The organism is Streptomyces sp. NPDC102279 (genome assembly GCF_044766365.1).
Taxonomy (GTDB): domain Bacteria; phylum Actinomycetota; class Actinomycetes; order Streptomycetales; family Streptomycetaceae; genus Streptomyces.
The window spans coordinates 1-13470 of sequence record NZ_JBIWLU010000020.1 but is presented as its reverse complement, the minus strand read 5'-3'; the positions used below and the strand labels follow the sequence as shown (position 1 = coordinate 13470).

At 72.6% G+C, this 13470-nt stretch carries 3 protein-coding genes; 1 reads left to right on the top strand and 2 read right to left on the bottom strand.

The annotated features are described in order from the left end of the window. Positions 1–49: 49 nt before the first annotated feature. Both ACIRQH_RS37735 and ACIRQH_RS37730 read right to left on the bottom strand, forming a co-directional pair. Positions 50–6217: an amino acid adenylation domain-containing protein gene (locus tag ACIRQH_RS37735; RefSeq protein WP_404229736.1), complete on the bottom strand. Its 6168-nt coding sequence runs from the start codon at positions 6215–6217 to the stop codon at positions 50–52. Then, a complete protein-coding gene (locus ACIRQH_RS37730) occupies positions 6214–12708 on the bottom strand; it encodes an amino acid adenylation domain-containing protein (RefSeq protein WP_404229734.1) in 6495 nt (2164 codons plus the stop codon). Before ACIRQH_RS37730 ends, ACIRQH_RS37735 begins: the two co-directional genes overlap by 4 nt. 344 nt (positions 12709–13052) lie before the next feature. On the opposite strand from ACIRQH_RS37730, the gene ACIRQH_RS37725 reads away from it, so the two are divergent. Further along, positions 13053–13307, top strand: a complete 255-nt coding sequence (locus ACIRQH_RS37725) for a DUF6479 family protein (RefSeq protein WP_388881652.1) — start codon at positions 13053–13055, stop codon at positions 13305–13307. Positions 13308–13470: the final 163 nt, after the last annotated feature.

Here is a 13470-nt window from a genome sequence, read left to right as displayed (position 1 = left end):
CAGGTCGGGAGGCGGGACCGCCGCCGTCTGTGAGCCTCCCGACCAGCGGTCAGCGCAGGCAGCGCGCCAGAGCCCGTGGTGTGGGCCGGTCGAACACCGCCCGTACCGCGAGCCGCGGTGCACGACCGAGCGCGCGGAGACGTCCCGTGAGGCGCAGTGCCCGCAGGGAGTTGCCGCCGAGCGCGAAGAAGTCGTCGTCAGGACCGACGCGTTCGACGTCGAGGATCTCCGCGAACAGAGCCTGTACGGCTTCCACGGGACCCCCCTCGCCGAGATCCGGTCGGCCCGTGAACGCGGCGAGCACCTGACGCAGCCGGCTCATGGTGTGCTCGGCGGTGCCGCGGGCGAACAGGTCCGGCCGGTAGCTCAGTTGGAGGTAGAGGCGCTCGCCGGGCACGCCCATGAGGCTCATCGGGTAGTGGTAGGCGTCGCGTCCTTCGAGACCGGAGACGCGGACGCGTCCGGCCCGGACCTCCCCGGAGTCGGCGGGGTAGTTCTCGAAGACGGTCGAGGTGTCGAAGAGCGGGCCATCGCCGGCCAGTGCCTGGATGCGGGGCAGACCGAGATGGTGGTGGGGTGCCAGAGCTGCCTGCTCGTTTTGGAGGCGGACGAGGAACGCGGCCGGTGACTCCCCGTCCTCCCGGCGCACCCGCACCGGCACGGTCGTGATGAGGAGCCCGACGCCGTTCTCCACACCGGGCGATTCGGCGGGACGTAGGGCGACCGTGGCTCCGAAGACGACGTCGTGCCGCCCGGTCGCCTCGGCGAGTACCTGCGCCCAGGCGCCCTGCATCACGGTATTGAGGGTGACGCCGCTCGCCCGGGCCAACTCGGTCAGCGCCGTCGTCTCCGGCCCGGTCAGCTCCGCAGTGATCCGCTCGGGAAGAAGCGGTGTGCCCGCCCGAGCGGCTTCCGGCGCCAGGAGCGTGGGTCCGTCGAGACCGCCGAGCGCCTCCCGCCAGGCCTTCTCGGCGGTGTCCGCGTCCTGGCGGGCGTGCCAGGCGAGGTGGTCCCGGACGGTGGGTCCGGGCAGCGGCCTCGGCAAGTGGCCTGCGCCCTCCTCGCGTGCCGCGTACAGGGCGAAGAGGTCGCGCAGCAGGACCGGCATCGACCAGCCGTCCAAAAGGATGTGATGAACGGTCAGCAGTACGGTGTGGCTGTCCTCCGTCTCCTGGAGGAGGGTGAACCGGGTGAGGGAGGGCGCGTCCACGGGAAGCCGGCGGAGCCGGTCCGCGGCCAGGATCTCCGTACGGCGGATCCCGCGCGCCTCCTCGTCCAGCCCCCTCAGGTCGTGCTCGGCCCAGGACGCCTCCACGTCCCGCAATACGGTCTGCACGGGTGTGCCGGAGGACAGGGTGCCGAAGGTCGTGCGGAGCGGGGCGTGCCGGTCGACCAGGTCCTGGCAGGCGGCGCGCAGGGCGGACGAGGAGAGCGGCCCGTCGAGTTGGAGGGAGAGCTGGACGTTGTAGACGTCGAGCGTCTCCTCGTCGTACAGGGCGTGGAACAACAGCCCTTCCTGGAGCGGGGACAGAGGCAGTACGTCGGTCAGGGTCTGACGCGACCAGCGGGCTTCGAGCGCGTCGAGTTCGTCCTGTTCCAGCCGCTCACCGGCGATGGCCACGACCCCGAGGTCCGAGGGCGTGTGCCCGCCGGCGCCTGCGGAGGCCGCATGGGTGACGAGCGCGCGCAGGGCCCGGAACCAGGTGTCGGCCAGCTCGCGTATCCGGCCTTCCGTGAACAGGTCTGACGGCCATGACCAGTTGGCGACCAGATGCGGCCCGTCGGGCCGGTCCTCGGTGGCCGCGTTGAGGTCCACCGCGTGGGGGAGTGGCATGGCGGGATCGGCCGGTGCCGTCACGGCGTCGGTCTCGCCGGTCGCCTCCCAGTCGCCCGCGTGCCCCGCTCCGAACCGGCCCAGGTAGTTGAAGCCGAGCTGGGGAGTGCGGAGTGCCGCGAGAAGCGGTCCGGTGTCGGCGTTGAGGTGGCGCAGGAGCCCGTAGCCGATCCCATGGTCCGGAATGGCACGCAGCTGTTCCTTGACGGCCTTGACAGCGCGACCGAGCCCAGGGCCGCCCGCCCACACGACCGCCCAGTCCGTGGCCCCGGTATCCAGGCGCACCGGATACAGGCTGGTGAACCAGCCCACGGTGCGGGAAAGGTCGACGCCGGGGGCGAGTTCCTCGCGGCCGTGGGCCTCCAGGTCGACGAGGACGGATGTGGTCGCCGCCGGTGCGCGCCAGTGCGCCACGGCCAGCGCGAGCGCGGTGAGCAGGATGTCGTCGATCCCGGCGTGGAACGCCTCGGGTACGGCCGTCAGCAGGGCGGCCGTCTGTTCGGTGGGGAGCGTCAGCGTCAGGTCCCGGCGGTCGGCGTAGGTGTCGCGGGCCGGGTCGAGCGGGCGGTCCGCGATGGGCGGGTCGTCGGTCTCCGACACGGCTTGCCACAGCGGGACTTCGGCGATGCGCGCCGGATCGTGGGCGGCTTCGGAGAGCAGCCGCGACCAGGTGCGCAGCGAGGTCGGTACGGGGTCGAGCGCGGCGTCCGGGGACCTGCCGTCGGCCGCGGCCCGCCATGCCGTCGCCAGGTCGGGCAGCAGGATGCGCCAGGAGACGCCGTCCATGGCGAGGTGATGCACCATCAGGAGCAGTCGGCCCGGCTCCGTTTCGCCACGGTCGAACCAGACGGCCCGCAGTACGCGCCCCAGCCGTGGGTCCAGAGTCCGCCGGGCCGTCTCGGACTCCCGGGTCACGGCCTCCCTCAGGTCGTCTCGGGTCCCGACACGGTGGCGTGTGAGGCAGTCGGCGGCGCTTACGGTGCCGCGAGCCGAAGTCCCCAGCGTCCAGGCGCCGTTGTCGTCACCGAGCCGCAGGCGCAGCGCGTCGTGCCGGTCGAGGACCGTCTGGAGTGCGGCGGCCAGGTCCTCCTCGCGCAGCGCGCCCGGTACTCGCACGACCATGGACTGGTGGAAACCCGTGACGGGGCCGCCCTGTTCGCGCAGCCAGTGCGTGATGGGAGTGGGGAGCACCTCGCCCGTGCCCGCGTCGTCGGCCTCGGCGGACGGCACGGTGTCCACGGGGGTGGCGACCCGTGCGAGGGCGGCCACCGTCCGATGCGTGAACACGTCTCTCGGCGTGATCACCACCCCCGCCTTGCGGGTACGGGCGACGAGTTGGATGGAGAGGATCGAGTCGCCGCCCAGCTCGAAGAAGCCGTCGTCCGGACCGACCCCGGGCACACCGAGTACCTCGGCGAAGAGTCGGCAGAGGAGTTCCTCCACCGGACCCTCGGGTTCGCGGCCGCCGGCGGCGGTGAAGGCGGGTGCCGGCAGTGCCTTGCGGTCCAGCTTCCCGCTGAGCGAGAGGGGCAGCCTCTCCAGCATGACGAACGCCTGCGGCACCATGTGCTCGGGGAGTTCGGCCGCACAGTGGGCCCGCAGCTCGGCGCCATCGCAGCCCGCCGAGTGCTCGGGGTGCTCCGGGCCCGCCGGTACGACGTACGCCACCAGGCGCTTGACGCCCGGCTGGTCCTCCCGGACCACGACCGCCTGGCTGTGCACGGCCGGGTGGCCGGCCAGTACGGACTCGATCTCGCCGAGTTCGATGCGGAAGCCGCGGATCTTGACCTGGTCGTCGGCCCGCCGCAGATAGAGCAGTTCGCCGCTCTCGGTCCAGCGCACGATGTCGCCGGTGCGGTACATCCGTGACCCGGGCGGCCCGAACGGATCCGCGACGAAGCGCTCGGCCGTCAGCTCGGGGCGCCCGTGGTAGCCGTGGGCGAGCTGGACGCCCGCCAGGTACAGCTCGCTGGGGGCGCCGGGGTGCGCGGGCCGCAGTCCTGCGTCGAGGACGTGGACGCGGGTGTTGTCGACGGGCCGGCCGATGGGCACGGACGCCGTCCGCGTACCGGGCCGGCTGCGCCGGTGGGTGACATCGACGGAGGCCTCGGTCGGCCCGTACAGGTTGTGCAGTTCGGTGCGTGAGCCGTCGAACAGGCCGTGGAAACGGTCGGCGAGCGCGGCGGGCAGCGCTTCACCGCTGCAGATCACCCGCCGCAGGCTCGTGCACCGTGCCGCGTCCGGCGTGTGGAGGAACGACTCCAGCATGGACGGCACGAAGTGCACTGTGGTGATGTCATGTTGGCGTATCAGGTCGGCGAGATACGCCGGATCCTTGTGCCCCTCGGGGCGGGCCACGACCAGCGTGGCTCCGGTGATCAGCGGCCAGAAGAATTCCCACACCGACACGTCGAAGCTGGACGGGGTCTTCTGGAGCACCCGGTCGGCCGCCGTCAGCCCGTACGCCGACTGCATCCACAGCAGGCGGTTGACGATGCCCTCGTGCGGGACGAGAACACCCTTCGGCCGGCCGGTCGACCCGGAGGTGTAGATCATGTAGGCGGGGGACCCCGGTGTCACACGCGGCAGTTCCCCCACGGCGCCCGTCTCCTGGGCCGCCTCGACCAGGGCGTCGTGGACGTCCGGGGTGACGACGAGCGCGGGGGCCGCGTCGTCGAGCATGTGGCGCACCCGGTCCGCGGGATAGTCCGGGTCGACCGGCAGGTAGGCCGCGCCCGCCTTGTGCACCGCGTACAGCGTGACCACCAGGTCGGGAGAACGCGGCAGGCAGACCGCGACGACCCGCCCGGGGCCCGCGCCACGGGCCCTCAACGCGTGGGCCAACCGGGTCGCGCGGGCGTCGAGTTCGCCGTACGTCATCGCCGCGCCCTCGAAGAGAACGGCGGTCGCCTCCGGTGTGCGGGCGGCCTGCTCGGCGAACAGCTCCGGCAGCGTGGTGTCGGGCAGGGGGACGGTCGGCCCGGTGCCGGCGGCCAGCAGCCCCGCCTGTTCGCTCGCGTCCAGTGCGTCGACCCGGCCGCTGGGCAGCTCGGGGGTGGCCACCAGCGCTGCGAGGAGGCGTACGAGACCTCGGGCCAGTGCCTCGACGGCCGGGCGGTCGAGGACGTCCATGCGGTGACTCAGGTCCAGGCGCAGCCGGCGTCCGGGCACCGCGACCAGACTGAGCGGGTAGTGCATCGTGCCCGTGGTGGCCGTGTCCTCCAGGATTCCCACGCGCAGTCCGCCGAAGGTCCGGTTGACGGACTCCTCGTCGAAGGGCGCGTTCTCGAACACCACGGCGGTGTCGAAGAGATCACCGAGTCCGGTCAGCCGCTGCACGGCGGCGAGGCCGAGATGGTGATGCGCGAGCAGCGCGGACTGCTCCTCCTGGACGCGGGTCAGCAGCCGTCCCAGCGGTTCGGCAGCGTCGAGACGCACCCGCACCGGGACGGTGTTGATGAACAGGCCCACGGTTTCCTCGACGCCGGGTACCTCCGGGGGTCGCCCCGCGACGGTCGCCCCGAACACGACGTCCTGCCGGCCGGTGACGCGGGCCAGCAGCAGGGCCCAGGCGACCTGGACGAGGGTGTTGACCGTGAGTCCTCGGGAGCGGGCGAACCGGCCCAGTTCCGCGGTCAGTTCCTCGGACACATGGGTCGTCACGCGTCCCGGGAAGACCGCGCCGTGCGGCGTTCCCGAGGGTGCCACCAGCGTCGGCTCGTCCAAGTCGCCCAGTGCCGCTCGCCAGGCGTCCTCCGCGGCCCGAAGGTCCCTCCCGGCCAGCCAGGCGAGGTGACGCCGGAACGAGGGCGCGGGGTCCAGGCCGGCCGCGCCGTCACCCCGCCCGATGCGCTCGTAGAGCGTGAACAGGTCACGCAGGACCAAGGGCAACGACCATCCGTCCAGCAGAATGTGATGGTTCGTCAAGAGCAGCACGTGACGTTCGGCGGTCAGGCGCAGCAACCGGAAGCGTACGAGGGGAGGGGCAGCCAGGTTGAAGCGGCGCTCCCGGTCCTCGGCCGTGATCCGGTCGAGCGCGGGCCCTTGTTCGGCCTCGGGCAGGCCGCTGAGGTCCTCCTCGGCCCACGGTGCGTCGACGGCGCGCGGCACGATCTGGACCGCCTGGCCGCTGCCGCGCTGGAGGAACCCGGCCCGCAGCGCGGGATGCCGGTCCAGCAGGGCCCCGCACGCCGCCCGCAGCGCGGCGGTGTCGAGCGGCCCGGTCAGCTCCAGCGAGGTCTGGACGGTGTAGACGTCACTGCCCTCGTCGTCGTAGAGCGCGTGGAAGAGCATGCCCTCCTGGAGGGGCGTCAGCGGCAGGACGTCGAGGTCGGGGCGCTTGCCCGCCGTGGACGGGGGTGTCATGGTCGGTGTCGCGTTCACTTCGCGGACTCCCATTCGGCCACCAGCTCGTCCAGTTCGAGGTCGGGCAGGGTCATCGCGGGCAGCTCCGGCTCCCCGGTCCACTCGGTGGTCTCCGGTGCCAGGTCGGACGCCGCCCCTGCGAGGGCGGCCGGAGTGTGGAAGGTGAAGACGTCACGGGCGGTCAGGACGAGTCCCGCCCGGCGGGCCCGGGCGACCAGCCGGACGGACACGATCGAGTCGCCCCCGAGGGCGAAGAAGCTGTCGTCGGGGCCGACCCCCTCGATGCCGAGGACCTCTTCGAAAAGGGCGCACAGCAGTTCCTCCCGAGGGGTGGCGGGCAGACGTCCGTCACCGGCCGCGGTGAACTCCGGTGCGGGCAGGGCCCGCCGGTCGATCTTGCCGTTGCGGGTCAGCGGGAGCGCGGCCAGCGGCACGAACGCGGCCGGCACCTGATAGTCGGCCAGCAACGGGGCCAGGTGGGAACGGAGTTCGGCTGCCGTGGGCGGCTCGCTCCCGGAGGACGGCACGACATAGGCCGCCAGCCGTTTGACGCCGGGACTGTCCTCCCGGGCGAGGACGCAGCACTGGGCCACCGCCGGATGCCGCACGAGTGCGGCCTCGATCTCACCGGCCTCGACGCGGAACCCACGGATCTTGATCTGGTCGTCGGCCCGGCCGAGGAACACCAGCTCGCCCTCGCCGGTCCAGCGGACCAGGTCGCCGGTGCGGTACATGCGCTCGCCCGGAGGGCCGAACGGGTCGGCGACGAAGCGCTCGGCCGTCGCCCCCGCCCGGTTCAGGTACCCGCGGGCAAGTCCCGCCCCGGACAGGTGCAGTTCGCCCGCGACACCGACGGGCACCGGGCGCAGCGCACTGTCGAGAACGTAAGCGCTCATGCCGTCCAGCGGGCGCCCCACCGGGACCGTGCCCGGGATCTCGTACCCGGGGCGCATGCGGTGACGGGCGGCGAAGACGGTGGTCTCGGTCGGGCCGTAGCCGTCCACGACGGTCAGTCCCGGGCAGGCGTCCATCACCTGGCGCACGGCCTGGCCGGGGACGACGTCACCGCCCGCCCACACCTCCCGCAGCCCGGCGAAACTGCTCGGCGACTCCTCCGCCAGGAGCCGGAAGAGGCCGGCCGTCAGCCACACGGCGGTCACGCCGTGCGCGGCGACGAGCTGTTCGAGGCCGGGGCCGTCCAGCTCGGCGGGGGGCGCGAGAACGACCCGCCCGCCGCTCAGCAGCGGCACCCACATCTCGTACGTCGCCGCGTCGAAGGCCTGGGTGGAGTGCTGGAGCACCGACCGGTGCGCCGGTGAGGCGAACGCGCTGTCGCCCGCCAGGTCGAGGACCGCGCGGTGGGTGACTCCGACGCCCTTGGGCTCGCCCGTCGATCCGGACGTGAAGAGGACGTACGCGAGCTGGTCGGGGCGGACGTCGGGCAGTGGGCCGGCCGGGGAGGTGAGGCCGGAGAGCGGCCCGTCCACGACCAGGAGTTGTTCGGGGGCGAGAGCCTGAGCGGCCTCACGCGAGGCGCGGTCGGTCAGCAGGATCCGGGCGTCGGACCCCCTCGTCATGGCGCGCAGCCGGTCGACGGGGGAGCGCGGGTCGAGCGGCATGTAGGCGCCGCCCGCCTTGAGCACGGCCAGCAGGGAGACGATCAACTCGGGTGAGCGCTCCTGGAGAACGGCCACCGGCTCCTCGGGCCGCACACCGAGCGCGAGCAGCCGGTGAGCCAACTGGGAGGCTCGTTGGTCGAGTTCAGCATAGGTCAGGGTGCCGCCGCAGCCCGTGAGGGCGACGGCGTCCGGAGTGCGCGCCGCCTGGTCGGCGATCCGCCGGGGGAGCGAGGAGTCGGAGGAGGGAGCGTCCGCCGTGTTGAACTCCACCAACACGCGCGCCCGTTCCGGTGCCGAGAGCAGGTGCACGGTGCCGAGGGAGGCGCCGGGCGCCGAGGCGAAGGCGTCGAGGAAGTGGGCGACCCGCTCGGCGACGGCCAGTGCCGCGGCGCGGTCCACGAGGTCGGGCCGGTGGGCGAGCCGCAGGGTCAGTTCCGCACCGGGCTCGGCGATCAGGGTCAGCGCGTAGTGGGTGGCGCCGTAACTGCGGGTCGGTCTGACGGTCAGGCCCGAGGCTGTCGTGTCGGCGGGGGTGTGGGTGGTGCCGGCGTGGTTCTCGAAGACGGTGGAGGTGTCGAAGAGCCGGTCGAGCCCGGTGGGCCTGCGGATGTCGGCCAGGCCCAGGTGGTGGTGGGCGGACAGGGCCGCCTGCTCGTCCTGGACGCGGGCCGACAGGCTCTCCAGCGGTTCGGCCGGATCCAGACGCACCCGTACCGGCACGGTGTTGATGAGCAGACCTGCCAGCTCGTCGGCGCCCGGCAGGTCGGCGGGGCGCACCGAGACCGTCGTCCCGAAGAGCACGTCGTCACGGCCGGTGAGCTGGGCCAGCGTCACCGCCCAGGCCGTCTGGACAACAGAGTTCAGCGTCAGCGAACGGGACCGGGCGGCCGTGGCCAGAGCGGTGGTGCGGGCCGCGTCGAGCGTCACCCGGACTTCCTCGGGCAGGACCGGGGGCCGGTCGGCTCCGGCATCCGGCATCAGCAGCGTCGGCTCCTCCACACCCCCCAGAGCGGTGGTCCACGCCTCCGTCGCGGCCGGCGTGTCCTGCTCGGCGAGCCAGGCCGCGTAGTCCCGGAGCGTGACACCCGATCCCGTGTCGGCCACCGCGATGCCGGCGGCGAGCGCTCCGCCGCACAACGCCTCGTAGACGCCGAGGAGATCGTCCATCACCAGGGCGAGCGACGCGCCGTCCAGGACGATGTGGTGACCGGTGAAGACGAGGACGTGCCGCTCGGCGGACAGCCGCACCAGCAGGAACCTGACCAGGGGGGCGTCCGCCATGCCGAAGGGCCGGGCGCGGTCGGCCGTCAACTCGGCCTCGATGCGGTGCTGTTGTACGTCAGCGGGCAGCCCGGTCAGATCACGTTCGTCCCAGGGGGCGGCTGACACATCGGTGATCACCTGCACGGCACGGCCGGACGCGGTGCGGGTGAACGCGGCCCGCAGACAGTCGTGGTGACCGAGAACGGTGTCGCAGGCGGCCCGCAACAGCTCCGTCCGCAGAGGGCCCGAGAGTTCGTACGCGGACTGCGCGACGTACGGATCGACCGACGAGGTCCGCTCGCCGCCGTCGCCGTCGCTTTCGTACTGGGCGTGGAAGAGCATCCCCTCCTGAAGCGGGGTGAGCGGCAGGACGTCGCTGTGGCCGGGGTGCGCGGCGACGAGTGCCGCGGTGTCGGCGAGGTCGAGGTCGAGCAGGAGGCGGTTGATGCCGATAGGGCGCCGCTCGGCCGGCTCCGCGTTCCCCGCGACCTCGGCGAGCGCGGCAACGGTCTTGAGCTGGAACACGTCACGGGGCCGCACGATCACGGAGGCCTCCCGGGCCCGGGCCGCGAGGCGCACCGCCAGGGGCGAGTCGCCGCCGAGGGCGAAGAAACTGTCGTCGATGCCGACGCTCTGTACGCCGAGAAGCTCGGCGTACAGAGCGCACAGGGTCTTTTCGGCGGAGGTGCGCGGGGCCCGGCTGTCGGCGGCTGCCGTGATCTCCGGGGCGGGCAGGGCGTTCCGGTCGAGCTTGCCGTTGTGGGTGAGGGGCAGCGCATCGAGCGTGACGAAGCCCGCCGGGACCATGTACTCGGGCAGGGTCGCGGCGAGGTGCCCCCTCAACTCGACTGCCGCCGGGGCGCGGTGGCCCGGGGCGGGGACGACGTAGGCGATGAGCCGGCGGACCGCCGAGCCGTCCTCGCGCACCACGACACCGCACTGGGCGACGGCGGGATGCGTGGCGAGCACCGACTCGATCTCGCCGGTCTCGATCCGGAACCCACGCAGCTTGACCTGTGTGTCGGCGCGTCCCGCATAGCGGAGGAGTCCGTCCTGGCCGCGGCGGGCCAGGTCGCCGGTGCGGTACATGCGCTCGCCGGGTGCGCCGAAGGGGTCGGCGACGAACCGCTCCGCGGTGAGCGCGGCGCGGCCCAGATAGCCCCGGGCGACCCCGGCGCCCGCCAGGAAGAGTTCGCCGGTCGCTCCGTCCGCGACGGGGCGCAGGGCGGTGTCGAGGACGGAGGCCCGCAGGTTGTCGACCGTGCGTCCGATCACCGGGGCGGTCGCGATCCGCAGGTCGCAGTACATCGAGTCGACGGTGCATTCGGTCGGCCCGTACACGTTGCGGGCGGTCAGACCGGGGGTGGCGCGCAGCTCGGTCCACAGGTCGTCGGGGACGGCCTCGCCGCCGAGGACCAGGACCCGGGGCCGGTGTCCGCCGTCGAGCAGCCCGGCGGAGAGGAGCTGGCGGGCGTGGGTGGGCGTGGTGTCGAGGAGGTCGACGGCGTGCCGGTCGGCGTAGGAGGCGAGTGCGCCCGCGTCCCTGCGGGTCGCGTCGTCGATGACGTGCAGTTGGTGTCCGGCGACCAGCCAGAGCAGGGCCGTCCACGAGGCGTCGAAGACGAACGCGTTGGTCAGCGCCACCCGGAAACGGTCGCCGCCCGCCTCGGCGACGGCCGGTTCGATGAAGACGCGCCGGTGGTGCTCGTAGAGGTTGCTCAGGCTGTGGTGCTCGACGGCGACACCCTTGGGGCGGCCGGTGGAACCGGAGGTGTAGATGACGTACGCGAGATGGGCGGGCAGCAGCGGCCCGGTGCGGTCGGTGTCGGCGGGGTCGCTGTCGGGCAGCCCGGGGAGGCCGAGCCCGGCGTCCTCCAGCAGCAGCACCTGGGTGGCGTGGGCCGGCGGCAGGGTGTCGGCGAGCGCCTTGGTGGTCAGGACGAGGACCGGGTCCGCCTCCGCGAGGACCTGCGCGGTGCGCTCGGCAGGATGGTCGGGGTCGAGCGGCACGTAGGCCGCGCCGGCCTTCAGCACTCCGAGCATGGCGACGACCGTGTCGGCGGAGCGGGGCAGGGCGAGGGCCACGCACCGTTCCGGCCCCGCGCCGAGGCCGGTCAGCAGATGGCCCAACTGGTTTGCTGAGGCATTGAGTTGATGGTACGTCATGGAACGGCCCTGTTCGACCAGGGCGATGGCATCGGGGGTGCGGGCGGCCTGCGCGGCGAACACGTCGGTGACGGTGGCCGGACCGACGGGGCGGGCCGGCGCACCCGCCACGGCCAGGGCCGCGTCGATCTCGGGCGGGGTGAGGGTGTCCAGCCGGCCGAGCGGCAGTCCGGGCTCGGCCGAGGCCATCGCGGTCAGGAGAGCGAGGAACCGCTCCTGGATCAGGGCCAGCTCACCGGCCTCGTAGAGCGCGGGGTTGGCGTCGAAGGAGAAGTGCAGGCCGCTGCCGTCGGAGCGCTCGTAGACGGCGAGGGACAGGTCGCCGACCGGGCCGTTCGACACGTTGTGAACGGTGATCGGATTCCCGGCGAACGTGACGTCGAAATCGAACGGCATGATGTTGACCATCGGGCCGAAAAGATGGCGTCCCTCGTCCAGGAGCCGCAGATCCCGGCGCAGATCTCCATACGGATAGCGTTGGTGCCGCAGCAGACTCCTGAGTTCCACGGCGACATTGCGCACGAGTTCCCCGACCGTCGTGTCCGGGGAAATGCTGACGCGCAGCGGGAGTTCGTTCGACACCATTCCCGGAACCTGTCGTGCGTTCGCCCCGTGCCGTGCGCTGACCGGAATTCCGAGCGTGATGTCACGTATTCCGGTGACACGGTGGAGATGGGCGGCGGCCGCCGCGACGATCATCGCCGACCACGTCGTGCGGGACGCCCGGGCGGTGGACCGGAGGCCGTCCAGCACGTCGGGGGAGAGGGTCGCCGTGCGTCGCAGGAAGGTGTCCGACGGCGGAGCGGCGCGGCCGGATCCGGCGAACGTCGCGGTCTCGTCGGGCCGGCGGGCGAACCGCTCCCCCCAGTGGGCCCGGTCCTTCGCGTACTGCTCCGAGGAGCGGTACGCGGCTTCGTCGTCCAGCAGCGTGGCGAGGGGGAGAAAGGCCCCTTCGCTCGTGCTCTCCCCGGCGGCCAGAGCGGTGTAGACGCGCGCGACCCGCGCCGTCAGGGCGGCGGCCCCGAACGCGTCGACGACCACGTGGTGGTAGCGCTGGTGCCAGAAGTACCGGTCGTCGCCGAGCCGTATCAGCGCGTACGAGTACAGCTCGCCGTCCGCCAGGTCCACGGGCCGGGCCATCTGGCCGGAGATGTACGCGTGCGCCGCCGCCTCCGGGTCGCGTTCACCGGCGACGTCGATCGTGCGCAGTCGGGGCGCGGCCGGGGTGCCGAGCACCTGGCGCGGTCCCTCCGCGTCCTCGGTCAGTCGGATGTGCAACGTCCCGGCCTCGCGCACCACTTGTTCCAGGGCGGTCCCGAAGAGCCCCGCGTCGACCGGACCGTGGATCTCCACGAATTCACCGACGTTGTAGACGGGGGAATTCTGGTTCAGCTGATGGGCGAACCAGACCCCGCTCTGGGCCGCCGTCAATGGCAGCGAAGTGTGCTGGGCAGCAGACATGACTCCACCTCGGTCGATGCCACGGCGGTCGGGAGAACGCGGAGAACCGTGAACGTGCCGTGTAGCGTGAGGCGTTCCGCAGGGAGCGGACGCGTACTCGATGATTTCCGCTCGGCGTATTCCGCTCAAGTCACGGGATGGCGTTACACCTTGACCGCGAAATGCGCCACGGCGTTGTCCGCGAGCACGGTCGGAGGCAAAAGCCGCAGGCCGAGCGCTCGCCGCGGGAAGCGCCCGGCGACCGGGGATGCTGCCGCGTCCGCCGGAGGGCCGCCGGGTCCGCCAGACGGGTGCCGTGACCGTGGCAGGTGAGGATTCACGGCCGGTACGGGTACCCGCACCGCATGATCAACGAAGCAGAGACCTCATTGGCCGCGTCCTCCACCGGCTCCCTGTGGCTGATCGTGGCGGGAGTCGTGGTCGTCGCGGGACTCCTGGCCGCGTTCCTCGTCGGCAGCCGGCGCGCGTCCCGGCGCCGGATCTCCACCTCGGTGCAGGACCCGTCGCGGGTGCCTCGCGGCACCGCCGAACCCGCCCAGCGCGGAGACGGATGGCAGACCCCCGACGACGACCCGGACCAGGGCAATCCACACCGCTGAACCTCACGGGCCGGTGGTGAAGAACGCCGAGGGGCGGGGGGCGCGGGCCCCGGGCCCCCCCCCCCCGCCCCGCGGCCCGGATAGCCTCAACGGGTGATAACATGGTGCGCCCCCCGTACGGGCCCCGGCGACCGTCCCCCCCCCATCCGAAAATGTTTGGAAT